This is a genomic window from Nocardia sp. NPDC051052 (genome assembly GCF_044456045.1).
GTDB lineage: Bacteria > Actinomycetota > Actinomycetes > Mycobacteriales > Mycobacteriaceae > Nocardia.
In genome coordinates this window covers 576,883-596,860 of sequence record NZ_JBITFL010000001.1, presented here as the reverse complement: position 1 = coordinate 596,860, position 19,978 = coordinate 576,883, and the positions used below count along the sequence as shown (strand labels likewise).

Annotated in this window: 26 protein-coding genes and 1 other RNA gene; 18 read left to right on the top strand and 9 right to left on the bottom strand. The window is 67.0% G+C overall.

Going from position 1 to position 19,978, the window contains the following annotated elements; translation table 11 throughout:
- Positions 1-24 precede the first annotated feature (24 nt).
- The 5 genes from panB (at position 25) to ACIBCN_RS02625 (ending at position 4,134) form a co-directional block, all read left to right on the top strand.
- A complete protein-coding gene (panB, locus tag ACIBCN_RS02645) occupies positions 25-882 on the top strand; it encodes a 3-methyl-2-oxobutanoate hydroxymethyltransferase (RefSeq protein ID WP_396989710.1) in 858 nt (285 codons plus the stop codon).
- A gap of 20 nt (positions 883-902) precedes the next feature.
- Complete coding sequence (locus ACIBCN_RS02640; RefSeq protein WP_396989709.1) at positions 903-1,742, top strand: phosphotransferase; 840 nt, start codon at positions 903-905, stop codon at positions 1,740-1,742.
- Positions 1,743-1,817: 75 nt separating this feature from the next.
- Positions 1,818-2,273 carry a hypothetical protein gene (locus ACIBCN_RS02635; protein WP_396989708.1) on the top strand — a complete coding sequence of 152 codons (456 nt, stop codon included), beginning with the start codon at positions 1,818-1,820 and terminating at the stop codon, positions 2,271-2,273.
- The gene (gene pip / locus ACIBCN_RS02630; RefSeq protein ID WP_396989707.1) at positions 2,273-3,250 is read left to right on the top strand and encodes a prolyl aminopeptidase; all 978 of its coding nucleotides are present in this window, start codon (positions 2,273-2,275) and stop codon (positions 3,248-3,250) included. Before ACIBCN_RS02635 ends, pip begins: the two co-directional genes overlap by 1 nt.
- Before the next feature lie 2 nt (positions 3,251-3,252).
- Entirely contained in the window at positions 3,253-4,134 is an 882-nt protein-coding gene (locus tag ACIBCN_RS02625) for a CHAD domain-containing protein (RefSeq protein WP_396989706.1), read from the top strand.
- 83 nt (positions 4,135-4,217) lie between these two features.
- Here ACIBCN_RS02625 and ACIBCN_RS02620 read toward each other — a convergent pair whose 3' ends face one another.
- Positions 4,218-5,651 (bottom strand): RNB domain-containing ribonuclease, encoded by a 1,434-nt coding sequence (locus ACIBCN_RS02620; protein ID WP_396989705.1) that lies wholly within the window; start codon positions 5,649-5,651, stop codon positions 4,218-4,220.
- 16 nt (positions 5,652-5,667) lie between these two features.
- Positions 5,668-6,000 (bottom strand): hypothetical protein, encoded by a 333-nt coding sequence (locus ACIBCN_RS02615; RefSeq protein WP_150408191.1) that lies wholly within the window; start codon positions 5,998-6,000, stop codon positions 5,668-5,670.
- A gap of 429 nt (positions 6,001-6,429) precedes the next feature.
- On the opposite strand from ACIBCN_RS02615, the gene ACIBCN_RS02610 reads away from it, so the two are divergent.
- Positions 6,430-6,807, top strand: a complete 378-nt coding sequence (locus ACIBCN_RS02610) for a hypothetical protein (RefSeq protein ID WP_396989704.1) — start codon at positions 6,430-6,432, stop codon at positions 6,805-6,807.
- 3 nt (positions 6,808-6,810) lie between these two features.
- Here ACIBCN_RS02610 and ACIBCN_RS02605 read toward each other — a convergent pair whose 3' ends face one another.
- The 3 genes from ACIBCN_RS02605 to rnpB all read right to left on the bottom strand — a co-directional run bounded on the left by ACIBCN_RS02605 (position 6,811) and on the right by rnpB (position 8,936).
- On the bottom strand, positions 6,811-7,749 hold the full coding sequence (locus tag ACIBCN_RS02605) for a slipin family protein (protein WP_396990166.1): 939 nt from the start codon (positions 7,747-7,749) through the stop codon (positions 6,811-6,813).
- Positions 7,750-7,880: 131 nt separating this feature from the next.
- Complete coding sequence (locus ACIBCN_RS02600; RefSeq protein WP_396989703.1) at positions 7,881-8,324, bottom strand: hypothetical protein; 444 nt, start codon at positions 8,322-8,324, stop codon at positions 7,881-7,883.
- A 198-nt stretch (positions 8,325-8,522) separates the two neighbouring features.
- An RNA gene (gene rnpB / locus ACIBCN_RS02595) (RNase P RNA component class A) lies at positions 8,523-8,936 on the bottom strand.
- 76 nt (positions 8,937-9,012) lie between these two features.
- Here rnpB and ACIBCN_RS02590 point away from each other — a divergent pair.
- From ACIBCN_RS02590 to ACIBCN_RS02575, 4 genes are all read left to right on the top strand, one after another.
- Entirely contained in the window at positions 9,013-9,900 is an 888-nt protein-coding gene (locus ACIBCN_RS02590; protein ID WP_396989702.1) for an alpha/beta hydrolase, read from the top strand.
- Positions 9,901-10,068: 168 nt separating this feature from the next.
- On the top strand, positions 10,069-10,587 hold the full coding sequence (locus ACIBCN_RS02585) for a TrmH family RNA methyltransferase (RefSeq protein WP_396989701.1): 519 nt from the start codon (positions 10,069-10,071) through the stop codon (positions 10,585-10,587).
- Between the two features lie 139 nt (positions 10,588-10,726).
- Positions 10,727-10,945 carry a type II toxin-antitoxin system HicA family toxin gene (locus tag ACIBCN_RS02580; protein WP_396989700.1) on the top strand — a complete coding sequence of 73 codons (219 nt, stop codon included), beginning with the start codon at positions 10,727-10,729 and terminating at the stop codon, positions 10,943-10,945.
- A complete protein-coding gene (locus ACIBCN_RS02575) occupies positions 10,942-11,340 on the top strand; it encodes a hypothetical protein (protein ID WP_396989699.1) in 399 nt (132 codons plus the stop codon). Before ACIBCN_RS02580 ends, ACIBCN_RS02575 begins: the two co-directional genes overlap by 4 nt.
- Positions 11,341-11,391: 51 nt before the next feature.
- Here the strand turns inward: ACIBCN_RS02575 and ACIBCN_RS02570 are convergent, their stop codons facing one another.
- Complete coding sequence (locus tag ACIBCN_RS02570; RefSeq protein ID WP_396989698.1) at positions 11,392-12,033, bottom strand: TetR/AcrR family transcriptional regulator; 642 nt, start codon at positions 12,031-12,033, stop codon at positions 11,392-11,394.
- A 41-nt stretch (positions 12,034-12,074) separates the two neighbouring features.
- Between ACIBCN_RS02570 and ACIBCN_RS02565 the strand changes: the two genes are divergently transcribed.
- The 3 genes from ACIBCN_RS02565 to ACIBCN_RS02555 all read left to right on the top strand — a co-directional run bounded on the left by ACIBCN_RS02565 (position 12,075) and on the right by ACIBCN_RS02555 (position 13,798).
- Positions 12,075-12,788, top strand: coding sequence for a hypothetical protein (locus tag ACIBCN_RS02565; protein ID WP_396989697.1), 714 nt, complete (start codon positions 12,075-12,077; stop codon positions 12,786-12,788).
- A gap of 126 nt (positions 12,789-12,914) precedes the next feature.
- On the top strand, positions 12,915-13,199 hold the full coding sequence (locus tag ACIBCN_RS02560; RefSeq protein ID WP_396989696.1) for a hypothetical protein: 285 nt from the start codon (positions 12,915-12,917) through the stop codon (positions 13,197-13,199).
- Between the two features lie 44 nt (positions 13,200-13,243).
- Complete coding sequence (locus ACIBCN_RS02555) at positions 13,244-13,798, top strand: NUDIX hydrolase (protein ID WP_396989695.1); 555 nt, start codon at positions 13,244-13,246, stop codon at positions 13,796-13,798.
- A 4-nt stretch (positions 13,799-13,802) separates the two neighbouring features.
- Here the strand turns inward: ACIBCN_RS02555 and ACIBCN_RS02550 are convergent, their stop codons facing one another.
- Positions 13,803-14,657: a phytanoyl-CoA dioxygenase family protein gene (locus tag ACIBCN_RS02550; RefSeq protein WP_396989694.1), complete on the bottom strand. Its 855-nt coding sequence runs from the start codon at positions 14,655-14,657 to the stop codon at positions 13,803-13,805.
- A gap of 46 nt (positions 14,658-14,703) precedes the next feature.
- Between ACIBCN_RS02550 and ACIBCN_RS02545 the strand changes: the two genes are divergently transcribed.
- Both ACIBCN_RS02545 and ACIBCN_RS02540 read left to right on the top strand, forming a co-directional pair.
- On the top strand, positions 14,704-15,282 hold the full coding sequence (locus tag ACIBCN_RS02545) for a TetR/AcrR family transcriptional regulator (protein ID WP_396989692.1): 579 nt from the start codon (positions 14,704-14,706) through the stop codon (positions 15,280-15,282).
- Positions 15,283-15,415: 133 nt separating this feature from the next.
- Positions 15,416-16,246 (top strand): hypothetical protein, encoded by an 831-nt coding sequence (locus ACIBCN_RS02540; RefSeq protein ID WP_396989691.1) that lies wholly within the window; start codon positions 15,416-15,418, stop codon positions 16,244-16,246.
- 13 nt (positions 16,247-16,259) lie between these two features.
- On the opposite strand, the gene ACIBCN_RS02535 is transcribed toward ACIBCN_RS02540, so the two are convergent.
- Positions 16,260-16,730: a GNAT family N-acetyltransferase gene (locus ACIBCN_RS02535; protein WP_396989690.1), complete on the bottom strand. Its 471-nt coding sequence runs from the start codon at positions 16,728-16,730 to the stop codon at positions 16,260-16,262.
- A gap of 423 nt (positions 16,731-17,153) precedes the next feature.
- Between ACIBCN_RS02535 and ACIBCN_RS02530 the strand changes: the two genes are divergently transcribed.
- Positions 17,154-18,656 (top strand): MFS transporter, encoded by a 1,503-nt coding sequence (locus ACIBCN_RS02530; RefSeq protein WP_396989689.1) that lies wholly within the window; start codon positions 17,154-17,156, stop codon positions 18,654-18,656.
- Between the two features lie 18 nt (positions 18,657-18,674).
- Here ACIBCN_RS02530 and ACIBCN_RS02525 read toward each other — a convergent pair whose 3' ends face one another.
- Complete coding sequence (locus ACIBCN_RS02525) at positions 18,675-19,094, bottom strand: DUF2000 family protein (protein WP_396989688.1); 420 nt, start codon at positions 19,092-19,094, stop codon at positions 18,675-18,677.
- Between the two features lie 50 nt (positions 19,095-19,144).
- Here ACIBCN_RS02525 and ACIBCN_RS02520 point away from each other — a divergent pair, with 50 nt between their 5' ends.
- Both ACIBCN_RS02520 and ACIBCN_RS02515 read left to right on the top strand, forming a co-directional pair.
- A complete protein-coding gene (locus ACIBCN_RS02520) occupies positions 19,145-19,450 on the top strand; it encodes an AraC family ligand binding domain-containing protein (RefSeq protein ID WP_396990165.1) in 306 nt (101 codons plus the stop codon).
- The gene (locus tag ACIBCN_RS02515; protein WP_396990164.1) at positions 19,348-19,968 is read left to right on the top strand and encodes an AraC family transcriptional regulator; all 621 of its coding nucleotides are present in this window, start codon (positions 19,348-19,350) and stop codon (positions 19,966-19,968) included. Before ACIBCN_RS02520 ends, ACIBCN_RS02515 begins: the two co-directional genes overlap by 103 nt.
- The last annotated feature ends 10 nt before the right edge of the window (positions 19,969-19,978 follow it).

Here is a 19,978-nt window from a genome sequence, read left to right as displayed (position 1 = left end):
AGACAGCAGACGAAAGGGACGAAGATGTCCGTATCCGATTCGGAAACCCCTGCCTACGGTGCGGCACCCAGCCAGCCCAAGAAGGCTATGCGCAAGACCCGGGTGCAGCACCTGCAGCAGATGAAGGCCGACGGCCAGCGCTGGGCCATGCTCACCGCGTACGACTATTCCTCGGCCCGGATATTCGAGGAAGCGGGCATCCCGGTGCTGTTGGTCGGCGACTCGGCCGCCAACGTGGTCTACGGCTATGACACCACCGTGCCGATCACCGTGGACGAGCTGCTCCCGCTGGTCCGCGGCGTGGTGCGCGGCGCACCGCACGCGCTGGTGGTGGCCGACCTGCCGTTCGGCACCTACGAGTCCTCCGCGCAGCAGGCACTGGCCACCGCGACCCGGTTCATGAAGGAGGGCCAGGCGCAGGCGGTGAAGTTCGAGGGCGGTGAGCGGGTCGCCGAGCAGATCGCGCTGATCACCGCCGCGGGCATTCCGGTGATGGCGCACATCGGGTTCACGCCGCAGAGCGTCAACACCCTCGGCGGGTTCCGCGTGCAGGGTCGCGGCGACGGCGCCGAGCAGCTCATCGCCGACGCCATCGCGGTCCAGGAGGCCGGTGCGTTCGCCGTGGTCATGGAGATGGTGCCGGCCGAGCTGGCCGCGCAGGCCACCCGCAAGCTGACCATCCCCACCATCGGCATCGGCGCCGGCGTGGAAACCGATGCGCAGGTGCTGGTCTGGCAGGACATGGCCGGATACACCAGCGGCAAGACCGCCAAGTTCGTCAAGCGGTTCGGCAATGTCGGTGATGAACTGCGCACCGCCGCGGCGGCCTACGCTGATGAGGTAGCCCGGGGCACCTACCCCGGGCCCGAACACAGCTTTTAGATCGACGCCATGGAGTAACGATGACCGGCCGAGCAGTGCACGCCCCCGCCGCACTGCTCGGCCAGCCGGACGAACCGTTACTCGATTGGGCGGCGAGCGCGCTCAAGGCGCAAGAGATCGAAGTCACCGGCACACCGACGATCACCCGCCGTCGCGCCTGGTCGCTGACCGCCCGTATCCCGACCGAAACCGGCCCGGTGTGGGCGAAGGCCAACGCCCGCGCGTTCGCCCACGAGGGACCGCTGATCCAGCTGCTCGCCCGCCTTCGTCCCGGTAGCGTGCTGGAACCCCTTGCGGTGCAAGAGGAGCACGGCTGGCTGCTGAGCCCGCACGGCGGCGACACCGCGCGCGACACCGACGCCGAATGGTCCGGGCTGCTCCGCTCCTACGCCGGCCTCCAGCAGTCCCTCACCGCGCACATCGACGACCTGATCGCCACCGGCACCCCCTACCTGCCGCCCTCCCGGCTCGGCACGATCTACCGCCACTTCGAGCCGCGCGTCCCCCGCCTCGGCCACCGCGTCGAGGAGGCCGCCGCCGAACTGGCCGAATACGGCAGGCTCACCATCGAACACAACGACGTCCACCCCGGCAACGTCTTCGCGGGCACCGGACGACTGTTCGACTGGGGCGACGCCGTGATCACCCACCCCTTCCTCTCCCATCGCATCCTGCACAACCCGCATCGCGACGCCTACTTCGCGCACTGGGGCCCGATTTCCGCCGCCGAGATCGCCCTCGCCGAACGCCTCGCCCCCTTGATCGCGCTCCACCCCTGGCGCACCATCGACACCTCCATCCCCCGCTTCGCCCGCTGCGTCGAAGCGCTGCTGGACGAACTGCGCGTCGCGTTCCGATAGACACACAGTCCGGGCCGCGGCCGCGAATCAATGGCAGACTCGATGCGGACATTCGCGATAGAAGTTGAGGTACAGATGCCGCACAGCCGTTGGATTTCACGCAGCACGCTGCTGCTGGCGGGCGTTTTCGCCGCCGCAGCACTGACCGCATGCGGAAGCGAGTCGAACCCGGCTCCGACCGGGAGCTCGGGCTCGACAACGGGGTCGGCGACGGCGACCACCAAGCCGGGCGGCACCGCGGGCACGAACAAGCCGGCCCCGCCGGTGATCTCCGATGCCGCCTCCGCCCAGCTCTGCGACATGATCAAGCCCGAGCTGTCGAACTGGCGGGTGCAGGGCCCCACGCTCGGCAAGATCGGCCTCAACGCGCTGGTGCACGAGTGGGCGCTGCGCAACGGCGGCATCAACGGCGCGGTGCTGGCCGACAAGCCGATCGTCGACCGCCTCACCACCAAGAGCTGCCCCGACGTGCACCAGGAGGCGATCCAGGCGCTGGAGCTGCCCGATCTGGCCTCGGGCCTGGCGTTCTGATGGGCGGCACACAGTTGCGGACGCTGTACCCCGAGATCGAGGCCTACGACTCCGGCAAGCTCGACGTCGGCGACGGCCAGTCGATGTACTGGGAGGTCAGCGGTAATCCCGACGGCAAGCCGGTGGTCTTTCTGCACGGCGGCCCCGGCGGCGGCACCTCGCCGGCCCAGCGGCGGTTCTTCGACCCGGCGGCCTACCGGATCGTGCTGCTCGATCAGCGCGGCTGCGGGCGCTCCACGCCGCACCTCGCCGACGACCCGAGCCTGACGACCAACACCACCCAGCATCTGATCGCCGACATCGAGGCGCTGCGAACCCATCTCGGCATCGAACGCTGGCAGGTGTTCGGCGGCTCGTGGGGTTCGACCCTCGCGCTCGCCTACGCCGAGACGTACCCGGATCGGGTGACCGAGCTGGTGCTGCGCGGCATCTTCCTGTTGCGCCGCAAGGAAATCGACTGGTACTACAACGGCGCCGCGGGCTACGTGTATCCCGACGAGTGGGAGAAATACCTCGCGCCGGTGCCGGCGGCCGAGCGCGGCGAAGACCTGGTCGAGGTCTATCACCGGCTGCTGCACTCCGCCGACGAGGAGGTCGCGCTCGCGGCCGCGGTCGCCTGGTCCACCTGGGAGGGCGCGACGAGTTCGCTGCTGCCGCAACCGGATCGGGTCACCGAATCCGCCGATCCGCGGTTCGCGCTCGCCTTCGCGCGGATCGAGAACCACTACTTCCGCAATCACGCCTTCCTCGACGAGGGTCAGCTGCTGCGCGACGCCGACACCATCGCGCACATTCCGACCGTCATCGTGCAGGGCCGCCACGACATCGTCTGCCCCACGGTGAGCGCCTGGGATCTGCACAAGGCGTTGCCCGGTTCGGAGCTGCACATCGTCGAAGACGCCGGACATGCCTCCTTCGAGCCCGGCATCACGCATCATTTGATCGAGGCAACCGATAGATTCGCGAAGGCAGGGTAACCATGACGGCCAGCGCAGGCAAGGCCATCGTCGCGGCGCTCAGCGACAACGTGGACCGACTGCTGGCCGCTGAACCCGAGGTACGCGGGGACGAACCGGATTCGGTCCACCAGATGCGGGTGGCCACCCGCAGGCTGCGCAGCGTGCTGCGGTCCTATCGCGGGCTGTTCGAACGGACACCGGCCAGGACAATGGGCGAGGAGCTCAAGTGGCTGGCCGGTGTGCTCGGCGTCGCGCGCGACGCCGAGGTGCGGGCCGAACGCTTCCAGACGTTGCTGACGAAACATGGTCAGCAGTCCGAGCATTCGAAGACCGACCTCGAATTGGTGACCGCCCGTCTGGTCACCGCCGAGAACGCCAAGTACTCCGTCGCGCACGCGGACGTGCTGCAGGCGTTGGACAGCGTGCGCTACCGCGAGTTGCGCGACGAACTCACCGAGTGGCGCACCGAACCGCCGTTGCGTTCCTCGCGCGCCGCGGTGCCCGCCGCGGATTTCTTCACCGTGGTGCTGGAACGCGACCGTGAGCGCGTGCTGGGGCTGATCGAGCGGGAAACCACCGTCACCCCCGCCGAGCGCGTCGAGCTGCTGCACGATATCCGCAAGAGCGCCAAGCGATTACGGTACTCCTGTGAGGCCGCCGAGACGGTCCTCGGCACCGACGCCAGCGACCTCGGCGGCCGCGCCAAACGACTGCAAACCGTGTTGGGCGACCACCGCGACGCCGTCGAATCACAACACGCCATCTACGGCATAGCGGCGGATGCCGGTGCCGCAGGCGAAGACACGGCCCTCTACCGCATCCTGGCAGGCGCCGAAGACACCGCCGCCCGCCAAGCCCTCACCCGCTACCCCGACGCCGCCACCGCGCTCTCCGGCGAGTGACACAACAGCCGCACCCTCACTCGGGATCCGCAATAGGGCCCTAGAGCGAGTGCGGATCCCGAGTGAGGGTGCGGATTCAGGCCTTACGCGGGGTAGGCGAAGCTGATCTTGCGGGTGGTGGGGTCGGCGGATACGAGGCGGACTCGGACGGCGGCGCCTTCCGGGGGTTCGCCTTGGCAGGGGCCTAGTACCGGTGGGTCGGCGATGAAGATCTCGGCTGCTCGGTTGCCGTTGGCTTCGCGCACCACGACCGCGTCGAACTCGGTGCCCGCTCGTTCGGCGAGCAACGTCGACTCGGCGAGGTCGATGCAAGCTCGTTCCACTTTGCCCGCGATCGCGTCGCTGCGGCGCATGCTGTCGGCGGTGTCGGCGAGTCCATCCTGGACCCATTGCGGGACTTCGGCTCCCGCGCAACGCGCTAGGCAGATCTCGGTGCTGAAGCGGTCGCTCAGGCGGCGCAACGGCGCGGTGACGTGCGCGTAGGGTGCGCGGATCGCGCTGTGCTCCAAGCTTTCCGGGGTGCTGACCTCGGAATCGCCGTTCAGCACCGTGTAGGACGCGCCACGCAACAGACTCGTCGCCTCCGACATGAGTACCAGCGCGGCAGGCGTATTCGGATCCAACCCGGCCAGCATCTGTCCGACCGACAGTTCCGCGGGCCACTCGACACCCAACGCGGCCGCCGTGCGATGCATGGAAGCTATTGCCGACTCGGCGGGCGGCGGCATTGTGCGCAACAGCGCGGGCGCTCCGGCGTCGATCATGATGCGCGCCGCACACATCCCGGTCAGCAGTGAAACTTGCTCGTTCCAGTCGTCGGCGGCGGTCCGCGGCTCAACGATCAGCCGCCAGTGGCCGTCCGAGTTACCATCGCGCACAATGCTCTGCGCGGGCAGCCGCAGCCCGATCGCGCCGCGCAGCAGCCCCAGTTCGATGCGCCGCGTGCCGAATTCCGGCAGGGCGGCGATCGACGGATGCAGTCGGCCCGCGTCGGCGTCGGCCTGCACGCCGGCGTAGTCGAGCCTGGCGCGCGAACGCACCAGCGCCCGCTGCACCGAAAACCGTTGCGGTTCAGCCTTTTCGTCGAGCTCGATGGTCCACAGCGCGGCGGGCCTGGTCTGCTCGGGCAGCAGGCTCGCGGTGCCTTCCGACAGCACCGGCGGGTGCAGCGGCACGGTGCCGTCGGGTAGGTAGAAGGTTTGCCCCCTGGCGCTCGACTCCTTGGCGAGCGCGCCGTGCGGATCGATCACCGCGCCGACGTCGGCGATGGCGTAATGCAGGACAAAGCCGGTGTCGGTGCGTTCGAGATGCAGGGCCTGGTCCAGATCCATGGCCCCCGGCGGGTCGATCGTCACCAACGGGATGTCGGTGCGATCGGCCCGGTCGCCCGCGAACGCGTCGGACGCGTCGCGGGCTTCCGTGCTGGCCTCGGCGGGATACGCCGAGGCCAGGCCGAATTCGGAACGGATGGCGCCGAAATCTACCGGCGCCGAGACGATCCGCTGATGCAATTCCACGCTGAGGGCGCCAGACCTACTGCAGCGCCAGCATGGTGCCGTTCAACGAATCGAGCGGCCCATAGACGGTGAAGGTGACATGTCCGCCCGGGACGGCGGCCGACACCGCGGCCGCCGCGTCCAACGCTTCGCCGAACGAAGCCGCCGAAGGATGAGGCAGACCACCGAGGGTCTGTCCGAAACGGTTCTGGGCGACCCAGACCGTGTCAGCCGGGCTGAGGTCGACCTGCACCCCACCCGGCAGCGGCGTCACCGCTACGGCGCTGGCGGAGCCAGCACCCATCATGGCGAAAACCGAAGCAGCCCCGGCGATCAACGCGCCGGCGACCAGTGAGCGAACAATCCGCATAGAGTTGAGACCTGCTTTCCCGCATTCGAAGTGTGAAGGGCTCGTTGCGGCCACGCAACGGGCCGTGCCAACGCGCACTACTTTATGACGTCGATCACGGTCCGGCTAGTTACCGGCAGATACACACGGCGAGTTCACCGCGCCGACATGGCCGCGACGTGGCTGCTAACGTGGGCCGCAGTAGCGGGTCTCACACTGTGCCCGCGCATTCTGAAATGTCCTGTACGTCGACAATTGGGAGTTCCACAGCTATGTCATCGATTCTGTACGACTACCTGTTGCCGCTGCTCGGGGCGGACCAGGCAGCGTATTGGGCCCAGGTCTTCGTCATCGCACCGGTCTGACCCACAAGCCTTCTGCCACACCACGTCGCCTCCCGTTCACCGGACGGGAGGCGACTTTGGTCTCGGACCGCTAGCATCCCGCTCCGTGATCAGAACTACCGCCGCTCTCGCGGCCAGCGCGACCCTCTTTGCCCTGCTCCTCACCGGCTGCGGGGACGACAAAGCCAGCAGCACCCCCTCCTCTTCAGCTCCCGCCGCGCAATCGAGCGGTGACGCGCAAGTCGTCGACAATGTGAAGGCGGGCGCGTTCGTCGTCAGCTTCCGCGGCGCGTTCCCGAAACTGGCCGACGGCAAGGACGACGCGAAGATCGCCACCATCCTCAGCGACACCTGCAAGGAGATCAAGGCGAGCAAGTCCGAGGACGACGTCGTCAAGAGCATCACCAAGCGCGCGTCCGGCAAGGCCGAGGCGACCCCCGAGGAGGCGAAGGCCATCTACCAGATGGCCAAAATGATGTGCTGAGTCTCAGCCACGGTCAGTAGTCGGCGCTTCGTCCGGCGGATCGAGCTGACGCTGCTCGGGGTTCGGGGGGATCGCCGCGGGCTCGTCGGCTCGTTCGACTACCGCCGCGGGCTGTTCGGCGACCGCCGCGGGCTCGTCGGCCCGTGCCACCGATGCCGTCGTCTGTCGCGGTGCTTGCGGATTGGCCGGCACCTGCGGCGTGCTGCGCTCCAGGAAGCGAAGCAGCTCCACTGGGAACGGCAGCACCAACGTCGAATTCTTTTCCGCCGCAACCTGAACGACGGTTTCCAGCAGGCGAAGCTGCAGCGCGGCGGGCGACTCCGACATCTGCGCGCCCGCCTGCGCCAGCATCTTCGAGGCCTGCAATTCGCCCTCGGCGGAGATCACCCTGGCGCGGCGTTCGCGTTCCGCCTCGGCCTGGCGCGACATCGAGCGTTTCAGCGAATCCGGCAGTGCCACATCCTTGATCTCGACCCGGTCGATGTGCACGCCCCAGCCGAGCGCCGGACTGTCGATCATGATTTCCAGGCCCTTGTTCAGCTCCTCGCGATTGGACAGCAGGCTGTCCAGGTCGCTCTTGCCGATGATCGAACGCAACGACGTCTGCGCCACCTGCCCGACGGCGAACAGATAGTTCTGCACCTCGACGATCGCGAGGACCGGGTCGAACACCCGGAAGTACACGACGGCGTCCACCCGCACCGTCACGTTGTCGCGGGTGATGCCCTCCTGCGCGGGCACCGGCATGGTGACGATCTGCGTCGACACCTTCCGCATCCGGTCGACGAACGGAATCATCATGCGCAGCCCGGGTTCTCGCGTCCCGACCACCCGCCCGAACCGGAAGATCAGCCCCTTCTCGAACTGCGTGACCACCCGCGCACTCGCGGCCGTCAGCACGCCGCCGACAACCACCCCCGCGCCCACGATGCTGCTGAGAATCGCAAGTATGTCCACGCCCGGCCCCTGAATCGCGCCCGGCGGCAACAGGAGCGGGCACCTGGGCGCTCCGGCCCCGCGGCTACCTCCATGATGGCACCGCGGAACCGGCTGCGACAGAAGATCAGAGCGTCCTATTTGACGGTCAGCCGCTTGACGGCCGTGCCGCCTTCGATGCTCTGCTGGCTGTCACCCGACACCAATGAGCCGAAGACGCGCACCATTTCGCCCGCCGCCGGCGTGAACGGCTCGGACTCCGCGATCTTCGTGGCGGTGACGGATACCGTCTGGCGTTCGGCATTGCACGTCGCCTTGGTCTTGGCACCGATCGTCTGCTCCGCGCCCTCGCCGGTGCTGCGGACGAACACCTGGAGCGTCACGGTTTTGTCGGTCGACTCGCAGGTGTAGCTCACCGAGACAGCCAACCCGCTGCCGCTCAACTCGGCGGCGGTGATGTCGACGTTGTTGACGGTGGGTGGCGTCGCGGGGGTGGTGGTCGGAGCGGCGGCGGCGACACCGGCGCAGGCCACGGCGGCCAGCGCGGTTGCGGATGCGAGGGTTCCCGCGCGACGCAGCATGGTGTGAACGTTGATGACGATCTCCTAGCAGTCGATCCTGCGGCGGCCCCGAATCGGACACACCGCACAAAACCTCGACCGACAATGTACTGGTATCCCGCCCGCTCCGGTCGACCCAATCATCTGGTCACAGAGCCGATCTCAGCCGTTAACGCGCAATTCGCCTGGCGACCACCAGCGGATCCTCACTCGAAAAGGCGGACGAGTTGGCCTGTAAGCCGGATCCTGTCCCCGGTTCGCACCGGGGGGCGACCATCCATCTGGACACACCGTTGCCGGGTGCCTCGAGCGGTCCACCCGCAGGCTCGGGCGAGCAGCCCTCGAACACCTGCGCAGCCGCACCGCGAACGGTGCGACCTTTGACCTTGCTCCGGGCGGGGTTTACCTAGCCGCCCCGGTCACCCGGGGCGCTGGTGCGCTCTTACCGCACCGTTTCACCCTCACCACACGACCCGAAGGCCGTGGGCGGTCTGTTCTCTGTGGCACTGTCCCGCGGGTTGCCCCGGGTTGCCGTTAGCAACCGCCCTGCTCTGTGGAGTCCGGACTTTCCTCGGCGTCGAGCGGCGGCACAGCCGTGCCCGTTCCCGACGCCGCGGTCGCCCGGCCAACTCGTCCGCCGTATCAGCGTACTGGTCGCCGCGCACTCCGCCAGGACGCGGGCCCCACCTACGCAGTACGGTTGGCTGCCATGGAACGTGTCGAGGTCGGCTTCCCCTCCGGAAGCGAGCAGTGCGCCGCCTGGCTCTACCGTCCGGATGGTGCGCCGAAGCCCCGTCCGCTCGTCGTCATGGCACATGGCCTCGGGGCAAATCGGGAAATGGGACTCGACCGGTACGCGCGGCGCTTCGCCGCCGCGGGCATGGCGGTCCTGGTGTTCGACTACCGGCATTTCGGGGCGAGCCAAGGTGAGCCGCGTCAGGTGATCCGGATCGGGCGCCAGCGCGAGGACTGGCAGTCCGCCATCGCCTACGCGCGCACCATCCGCGGCATCGACGCGACCCGGATCGCGTTGTGGGGCACCTCGTTCAGCGGCGGACACGTGCTCGCGGTGGCGCCGCACGACGACTACCTGGCCGCGGTGGTCGCGCAGGTGCCGTTCACCAGCGGGTGGTCCTGCGCGATGGCGAAGGGGCCGATCAGCATGACCAAGGTGACCGCGATCGCCGCCACCGACCTGCTGATCGGGCCGCTGCGGCGCAAGCACGTCGGCATCCGGTTGGCCGGGCGCAAGCGGTCGGCGGCGCTGATGAGCGCGGCCGACGTGCCGGAGGGCAACGGCAGGCTGGCCGAGGAGAGCGAGCACTACAAGCCGAAGGTGGCTGCGCGCGTTGCGTTTTCGGCACTGTTCGATTCGCCGGGTAAGCGAGCCAAGTCGCTGAAGATGCCGGTGCTCTACGCGTTGTGCGACGACGATTCGATCACCCCCATCAAGTCCGCGCTGCGGGCGGCGGAACGCACCAAGCACGCCGTCGTGAAGCGCTACCAGGCAGGGCATTTCGATATCTACTTCGATGACGTGTTCGAGAAGGCGGTGTATGACCAGACGGAGTTTCTGGTCTCGATCCTGCGGCCGTGAGTCGTTGACCGGTCACCCGCTGGCGGCGGCCGAATCAGCCCGTGCCGTATCGTGGAGGTCAGCTCACCTGTCGAGCACTCTTGCTCCCGTCGATGGCCCCGATGCGCCGCGAAGCATCATTCTCATGAAACTTGCGCTGCCCCACGGGAAGGCCCTTCCCGTCCACTCGTGACGACCGCGCGGGCCAAGTCCCGCCCCGACCTGCGCCGCGAACGCCGCCAACGCGCCCACGGCTGCTGGAACCACCTCATCATCGCGCCGCTATGGCCCAAACACGGCGTCAACCTCGGCACCATGCTGCGCACCTGCGACGCCGTCGGCGCCTGCATGGCCGTCCCGCGCCGCCCCTGGATCCCCGACGCCCTCGCCCACGGCAACACCCTGCGCGAACCCCAATGCGTGCACTGGATCAACGGCCGCGTCGACCGCTGGCTGGCACGCCAGCGCACCGGCGGCTCCGCCATCGTCGGCGTAGAACTCACCGACGAATCCATCCGCCTCGCCGACCTCCCCACCGCCCGACGCCGCACCATCATCGTCCTCGGCCACGAATCCACCGGCATCCCACCCGAAGGACTAGAACTACTCGACGTAGCCGTCGAAATCCCCATGATAGGCACCGGAAACAGCCTCAACGTAGCCGTCGCCGGCTCCCTGGTGCTGTACAAATTAGCGGGCCTGTGTTGACGAAAGAACCCTCCCCAAACCCGATTTAGCAGCGCAGACGCGGCAGTTACCGTTGTGCCAATGGCCCACCCGCCCAGCCGCCCCCCAAACTGACTAGTGCCCTTGCCTATTTTCTGGCTATAGTGCTAGCCTATCGCGAGTGATCGCAGAGCAGCCAACCAAGAAAGTCCTCAAGGCTCTCAGAGCCGCGGGCTGGTCTCGGTTGCGCGATAGCGCCGGTAGCCACACCATCTACGGTTGCCGCACCGGCAAACACGACGTCGGTGTCCCGGACGGGCACAAATCCATCTCGCCGGGAGTTGTCCGCACCATCAACAAGGCTGTTGCGTCCTGCGATTGCATGGAGGAGGACCAGTGAGCAAAGCAATCACCTACGAGATTCACACGAACCGCGTCGGCCGTTGGTGGGAAATCACCATCCCGGCTCTCTACGGAGATGATCCGTGCGGACAGGCACGACACCTCACTGATGTCGGCTATGAGGCACGGACCATCATCGCAGCCAAACTTGATGTTCCGCTCTCCCAGGTCGAGACATCGTTGATCGTTGACGATTTCGGAGGCGCACGCGACATTCAGCCGCGCACCGAACGCATTGCCGCACTTCGGATACAAGTAGACCGCTTGTCGGGCGAACTCAAAGCCGAACAGGTTGCGCTCGTGAAAGAGCTTCGGCGCGAGGATGTTCCAGATATCGACGTGGCTATGTTGCTTGGCGTGGCGCGTCAACGGGTTGGCCAGCTCGCCGAGTAATTCAGCTGGATCGGAGCACAGTGGACCGGTCGTGGTGCCGCCGTCCGCTGGTTATGTCGCGGCTGTGGGGATTTCGAGAAGTTCGCGGATGACCATAGTGCACCACCACTTTTCGACCTGCTCCGATGACCATCCGCGCTCGCTGATGAGTTCGGTGTAGACGTCTATGTTGCAGATTGCGGCGTAGATGTCGAGGGCGGTCTGGAGGTCGATGCTGCTGCGGAGGGCGCCTGGTGGCCAGGTGGACAGCACCTGACGGTGGGCGTCGTCGGCACGGGCACGAGCTTCTCGATATGCCTGTGCCAGTTCGGGTTCCGTACGGCCCGCCTCCCGCAGTAGCACGATTACCTCGCCCGCGCGCTCGAACAATCGGCGATCGTAGGCGACCATCGCGGCGAGCTGCCGGGGCGGTTCGGGCGCGGACTCCAGCTCGGCGAGCAACCGCGAGAGGTCGGCGGACAGGTCGGCTGCGTCGGTCAGCGCCCAGGTGAGCCCATTTTTGTTGCCATAGGCCGCGTAAATGGTCGGCACCGAGACTCCCGCTTCGCGGGCCACGTCACGCACCGTGGTCGCGGCCCATCCCTTGGCGACGAACAGCGTGCGCGCGGCGCGGGCGATGTCGGCACTGGTCTGCTGCGCCTGTGCGGTCCGACGCAGCGAGTCGTAGCGACGACGTGCCGGTTCCTCGGTCACCAGGGGTTCCCCTTTCGGTTTTCACTACTTATATTCAATATATGACAGATAAGACAGAGCGGGTAGGCGGCTGGCCGTTCTCCCGCATCGGTGGCCTCGCCGGCCTCGGCTTCGCACTGATCGCCGTCGGGGCGAATCTGATTTTGGAACCGGCGGGCATGCCCCGCGTCGGCGCCGACATCGGCGCGGTCAACACCTTCTTCACCACCGAAGCCGTACCCGCCCAGCTCTCCTCGGCCTGTACACCGGCGGCTTGGCTGTGCATGATCGTGTTCGGCGCGGCCGCCGTGGCCATCATCTGGCCGCGCGAGCGCGCGGCGGGCTCGGCCTGGTCGCTGGTCGGCTTCGCCGGGCTGCTGCTGCAGACCGGCACCTTCGTCTGCGTCGTCGCTATCCGCCTCGCGCTCAGCGCCACCGCCGACCACACCCCCGCGGCCACCGCCGGACTCTGGGCCATGCACAACGCCCTGTTCACCGTCAACGGCCTCTTTCTCGCTACCGCCATGCTCGGCCTGTCCCTCGGCGGCCTGCGCACCGGCCTCATCCGCCGCTGGCACGCCATCCTCGGATTGACCGCCGCCACCGGTCAATTCGTCTCTGCCACCCTCACTCCCCTGATCATCGACCATCCGAACCCGCTCGCGCTGCTCGGCCTGGTCACCTGGCTGATGTGGGCGGCCTGGCTCGGCGCGTACGGCATCATCCTGTTCCGCCTGCAACCCGCGCGACTCGACGGTCAGTTGGTGGCCGCCTGACCTCGGCACATCCGTTGTGGCAGCCGCACACCCGCGTGTGCGGCTGCCAGAGTATGTGTGCGACAAGGTGTCCCGCGCGGCGGTAGATTGCGGTCGGACGGACCGTCCGGAATTGAGGGAGCCGCGATGATAGATCCATTGATCCTGGAGGCTCGGCGCGTCTACTTGCTCGACCAGCTGCGTGAATTGCGGCGGGGGGTGACCGAATTGGCGGAGGGGTATGGCGCGCTGCCTGCCTCGGGGCTGTTGATCGACACCGAGGGTATCGGCGCCCTGACGACGCCTGCCTACTGTGTGGCGGGGGCTCGCGAGGTTTTCGAGGAGGCGGCAATCGAACTCGATGCTGCCGTCGATGCCGTCGACCGGGCGGGCATGTACACGACACGGATCCGTTCGGTCGTCCTGGACTGAGGACGACGGAATGCTGTCGGTGGTTGTCGCTACCGTGCCCGGTTATGAACCCTACGACTGCCGTCGTCGCCGAGATCGTGCGCGGGATCGAACCATTCGATGCGCTCGAACAGGAGCACCTCGACGAGGCATTGGTTTGGCTTGCGTCGACCGATGACGTGTTCCGCCGCGTCAAGCCCGCGACGCCGCCACGACATCTGGTCAGCTATGTCGTGCTGGTCGACCCCGACGCACGGGCGGTGCTACTCGGCCGCCATCGCCTCGCCGGATTGTGGCTACCGACCGGCGGGCACGTCGACCCCGGCGAGCATCCGCTGGCGGCGGCGCGGCGCGAGGCCGTCGAGGAGATCGGCATCCAAGCCGAATTCACCGTCACCGGTACCGATCCCCTGTTCCTGACCATCACCAGCACGGTCGGCGCGGACAGTCACCACGACGTCAGCCTGTGGTACCTCATCCGCGGCAGCCGATCCGAGCGCTATCCGCTCGACCCTCGCGAATTCAGTGCCGAACACTGGTGGGACATAGACCAATTCGCGGTCACCGAGGCCGACCCGCACTTCGGCCGGTTCCTCGCCAAGCTGAGCGCGAACGTCTGACCCGTCACAACGGTTGAGCGCCGGGTTCCAGCAGTCGCTTCGGGTGCATGCCGTCGACCTGGCCGATGAACGGCGGATGGATGCTGTAGCCGAGCATGCGGCGGATGTCTTCGGACACGGCGCGCGCAGTGTCGCGGGTAGTCGACAGCGTGAACGCTTCCTGGGGCCGCAGCCACGGCTCGCAATACTGAGCGGTGACGGCCAGCCGCGGATGCTGTGCGCGATTGGCGCCCCCGCCATGCCAAAGGGTGCCGAAGAAGACCACGCACGAGCCCGCCTTCATCACGACGGGTTCCCGCTCGCTCTCCTCGGGCATGCGGTGACCCCACAGGTGACTACCCGGAATGATGTCGGTGGCACCGTTATCGGCGGTGAAGTCGTCGATCGCCCAGATTGTCGCCGCGCCGAGGGCGGCGCGTGGGCGCGGCAGTGGATAGAAGCCGTCGTCGGTGTGCAGCATCTGCGCCCGCTCGCCGGGCAGGATGTTGATCACCTGCAGCATCGACAGCAGATAGTTCGGCAGGAACAGCCGATCCAGCAGCGCCAGCACTCGCGGATGGTCCGCGATCCGATCGCAGCTGCGGGTCTTGTTCAACACGCTGTATACCCGCTGGGTGGTTTGGCCCTCGAACATGTTGCGGCCGTGGCGATTCAACAGCGGTGCCACCGCTTCGCGGATGTCGTCGAGCTCGCGCGGGGTGAGTAGATCGGGCAGGATCACATACCCGTCGCGCCGGAGCGCGACTAGATCGGCCTCGCTTACTGCCGCGTCGACGGCTTCGCCGCCGCTCGCGGTCCGGCGGTAGGTTCCGGCCAGATCGCCGCCCAGGTCCGCCAATGATGACACTTCACTACTCATGGGGGCTCCCTCGGAAACATAACTGAGTTCGGTTATGCTTCTGACTGTGGCACGCGCACCGCTAGGACGTCAACAACTACTCGACGCCGCCCGCGACGAATTGGTCCGCGGCAACGGCGTGATGGAACTCAGCGCCCTCACCCGCCGAGCAGGCTTGAGCACCGGCGCGCTCTATCACCACTTCGGCTCCAAAAGTGGTCTGCTGGCAGCGATTTACGACGCGTTCTATGAAGGACTCGGTCACGCCATCGCCGACGCGCAACTGCCCGCCGATGCCGACTGGGCCACTCGCGAACGCGACCGCACCTACCGCTTCGTCGCTTACCACTTCGCCGACCCCCTGGCTCCCGTCCTGCTCGACCGCACCGCCCTCGACCCGCAGCTCACCGAGCTCGAAGCGGTCTACATCCAGCACATGAGCGACAACGCCGCCGCCAACATCCGCCACGGCCAGACCCTCGGCCAGCTCCCCACCGACGTCGACCCCGACAGCGCGGGCGCCTTCGTCATCGGCGGACTACGGCACGGAATCGCCCAGCAACTCCGCACCGCCCCGCTCCCCTCCCCCGATCAGGCCGCCGAACGACTGTGGCGCCCCACCGCCGCGTCCCTCGGGATCGCCTGACCCCACGGACTCATCGTCGTCGCCAAAGGTGTTCCGCGACGCCACGTTCGCTGCGAAGTTCCGATCGGTCACGCCTGTCGAGGAGGATTGAAGCGCACGCTGACGAAATATTCGCCTCGATAAGCTGACGGTCATGAAACGGCCAGATCTGAGCTCTCCGCCGACCTACGATGAAGCGCTGCGAATCGCGCGCGACCACGCGCAGAATCCCGGCACTCTCGTCCCCTACCCCCATCAGGGGCTCGAGAATGCCCGCTACGGCGGGGGTTTCGTTTTCTTGCAGACGATCGGATCCGACCGCCGCGAGGTGGACGGCTATGTCCTGGTGACCGCGACTGGCTACGGCAGCGGAATATTGTCGGCGGGCCGACACACCATCGACACGGTGATCTCCGAACACTTGGCCCGAGCCGAACATGCCAACAGAAACATCCCCGACAGCGACCTCTCAGTGGCGCACCGAGTAGCACTCGCGGCCTTCGATGCCGGTCGCACACGCATCGACGAGACGCCCGAACGCACCGCTCTCGATGCCGAAACAGCCGACTACGCCGAGTTCGTTCTCATCGTCCTGCGGCGCAGCAGCAACCCGGGCGACTCTGGACGTAATATCCTCGCCCGCAACGATTTCCTGTTGCAAGATCCCACCCCGGGCCGCCGATACACCCATCCCTGCCCGCATTGTGCGCGACCGGCGATCTACGCCGAACGCTACCCCCGCGTGGTCTGCGATCATTGCCTGAGCCGAACCGCCGACCGCGCCGGGCGCCGAGTCACCGGCTACAACACCCATTTGAGTGGCGGAATGATCGCCTACTACACCGACACGCTCGAACATTCCGACTCCTCGAAGGAGGAATGCGTCGAGGTCACTCGAACCGGTGTGTGTTTTATCGACGGACAGCCCGCGACCATGCAGGAGGCTCGTTTCGGCGGGATCGTCGTCCAAATGGCGTCGGACTGATCACAAAAGCAGGTTATCGATCCGAGCTGTCGGGCAGCGTCAGCTTGAAACCCACGTGACTGGCCTCGAATCCGAGCTTTCCGTAGAAGCGATGCGCGTCCACCCGACTACCGTGCGAGGTCAATTGCACCAGGGCGCAACCGCGTTCGCGGGCGCGCCGCACGCACTCCTCGATCAGTCGCGATCCCAAACCGTTGCCGCGCAGTGGACGATCCACCCGTACCGACTCGATCTGGGCTCGTACCGCTCCCTTGCGGGCCAGTCCGGGCAAGAAGCTCAGTTGCGCGGTTCCCACCACGGCACCGCGGTGTTCGGCCACCAATAACTCCTGCCGCGGATCGTCGTCGATCACGGCAAAGGCCGCGCGATACAGGCTCAGATCGTCCGCGGACTCACGGGCACTGCCGAGTGTGTCATCGGCCAGCATCGCCACCAGTGCCGAAAGGTCATCGATCGTCGCGGACCGGAAGATGATCTCGTCCATACCCCAATTCCATCACGAGCCGCGACAGGGCCGCCCTCGGCTCTCGTGCCCCCATTCAGGGCCTGCACGTCCTTGCGGAGGGCTCCGCGTATTCGGCGTGCGTGGAACCCCGGGGATGCCGTATCGTGGTCGAGTCTTGCACCGAAGATTCCTTCGGGGGCAGGCGTGGACTTCTTGTTGCTTCTGTAGTGGATTCGAGGTGGTGACTTATATCCCAGGCCATGTAGCCGTCCGTGTTCCCCCACGTCCTGATTTCTGGACGTGTCCGGGGGCGGACGTCGCGCTGGCCTGAGTTGCGTCACCCCAATCCCTGTTCTCTGTCATTTCCCGGGTGCAGCTCTGCCGACTGCCTCGGCTTTGGTGTTGTCCGGCCCTGGTGTGGTTGACGGCGAGCTCCCCGATTCCTGAACCAGGAGTCCTACCGTGAATTCCTCCGCGCTCGACAACGAGCCCGAGCACATCCCAGAGCTTTCGGCCCGTGCCTCCTCCGGCGCGGCGTCGAAGATGACGACGGCCGCCAGGATCGCACTCGCAGTCGTGCTGACCGGCGAACTCATGAGCATCCTCGACGATGCGGTCGTCGTGACGGCCATGCCTACCATCCAGCAGTCATTCGGCGCCGGACCGGCGGCGTTGCAGTGGCTGACCGCGGGCTACGTGCTGACCTTCGCGCTCGGGCTGATCACCGGCGGCAGGCTCGGCGACCTCTACGGCCGGCGCAAGACCTTCCTGCTCGGCACCGTGGGGTTCACCGTCGCTTCGCTGCTGTGCGGCATAGCGGTCGGGCCCGGCATGCTGATCGCTGCCCGCGTGCTCCAGGGCGGCGCGGCCGCCGTGATGATCCCGCAGGTCCTGGCCACCCTGCACGTCACCTTCGCCGGCGAAAACCGCAGCAGGGCATTCGGCCTCTACGGTGCCATCCTGTCGCTGGGTAGCGTCGCGGGTCCGGTGCTGGGTGGCGTGCTCACCGAGGCCGACCTGTTCGGGCTGTCCTGGCGGCCGATCTTCCTGATCAACGTGCCCGTCGGGCTTGTCGTGCTCATCCTCGGACGCAAGTTCGTCATCGAGTCGACCGCGGCGAAGGCCGACCGTCTCGATCTCGCAGGCATGCTGTTGTCCGCGAGCGCGATGGTGCTGATCGTCTTCCCACTCGCCGAAGGTCACGCCCACGGCTGGCCGCTGTGGTGTTTCGCCATGCTCGCCAGCGGTCTGCTCGTGCTCGGCGTCTTCCTACGCCATCAGCAGCGCCGGAAAGACGATGCCCCGCTGATGGCGCTGTCGCTGTTCAAGAGCAACCAGTTCTCCGGCGGTCTGGCCGCGCAGCTGATGCTGGGCGTGTTGTGCGGGCTGTTCTTCATGACCTGGAGCCTGTATCTGCAGCACGGTCTGGGGATGAGCCCGCTGATGGGGGCGCTGGCCTTCGTGACGCTCGCCGTCGGCGAGCTGGCCGGCGCGATGACCGCGGCGAAGACCGCCGGACGCTTCGCCCGTCGCCTGCCCCAAACCGGAGCCCTCACCGCGCTCGCCGCGCTCACGGCCTACGGGATCCAGATCAACAGCGCGCGAGCCGATTTGACCCTGCTCGCGATGACGGCCCCTGTTCTGCTGCTCGGGTTCGGCCTCGGCCTGATCGGCGGACCGATCGCCGACCTGACGCTCGCGAAGGTTCCGCACGAGAGCGCCGGTTCGGCCTCCGGCCTGTTCAACACCGCACTCCAACTGGGCTACGCCCTCGGGATCGCGCTGACCGGCCCGATGTTCTTCTCCGCCACCGGCGGCGCACCCACGGGCACGTCCAACCGCGACGCGTTCACCGGCGTGCTGTGGTGGGTCGGTGGCGTCTTGGCCGTGATGTGGGCCTTCATGTGCTGCCTGCCCCAACGCACGAACGGCCAAGCCGAGGAGCCCGGCGGTGACATCGGGTAGCGGCCACATCCGTTTGGTTCACAGATGCATCCGCGCACCTTTGAGCGTCTTGTCCACGACGTTGCGCGGCCCGTACACCGCGATACCGACGAGGTCCAGGTGGTCGGTGCCGACCGCACGCACTGCGGCGCGGTTGTCCCGGTCGTTGCCGGTGGTGAACAGGTCGGAGGTGAACACCGCCATCCGGATGCCCCGCGCCAGTGCCTTGCCGTGTGCGGCGCGCAGCACCTCCTTGCTGCCTTCGAAGACGAGTACGGGCTGGCGGAACATCGAAAGGTAGCTCGTCGCGTCGGCGTCCTCGTACGGTTCCCCGATCACCTCCGGGTGGGCCGTCCCCAGCCCGCTGACCAGAAACGCCGTCACGTTCAGCCGCTGCCAGGTCGGTAAGTCGTCGCGCAGCAATACCGCGATCTTGGTGTCGAATCGCACGTTCTCCATGCGAATGACTCTGCCGCGATCGAGCCCGCCGAGGCTTGTACGATCCTGGCATGGTTGCCGAGGACGCGGTCGAACAGATCAGGGCCTGGCAGCCACGGGTACCAGGTGTCGTCGAGGTTTTTCACGCCCGTTTCATCGGGCACGTCTACCCGATGCACGCCCACGATTTCTGGACGCTGCTGATCGTCGACTACGGAGCGGTCCGCTACCACCTCGATCGCCACGAGCACGGCATTCTCGGCTCGATGTTTCGCTGCTGCCGCCGCATGTTCCGCACAACGGCCAGGCCGCGACCGAACACGGGTTTCGCAAGCGGGTGCTCTACCTCGACGGCGCCCAGCTGCCCGAGGCGATGATCGGTTGTGCCGTAGACACTCCCACCTTCGCCGACCCGCTGCTGCACCGCCGCGTCCGCCAGTTGCACGCGGTACTCACCCACCCCGGCGACGAGTTCGAGGCCGCCAGTCGCCTCGCTCTGGTGCACGATCGCCTCCGCGACCTGCTGCGCGGCACCGGTCCGCCGCCTCGACGCGCGGACCCGGGGCTGGCGCACCGCCTGCGAGCACTGCTCGATGCCCATACCACCGAAGGCATTTCCCTCACCGACGCCGCGGCCGTGCTGCACGCCGACCCCACCCACCTCATTCGCGCGTTCTCCCGCGAGTTCGGGATGCCACCGCACCAGTACCTGATCTCGCGCCGGGTCGATCATGCCCGCCCGCTGCTGCTCGGCGGCATGCCTGCCCGAGATGTGGCCGCCGCCACCGGTTTTCACGACCAGCCACATCTGATCCGGCACTTCAAACGCATCCTCGGCACGACGCCAGGACAATACGCGCTCAGCGCCGAACGTCCGATAGTGCCGATCACCTAGCGCCGGACCG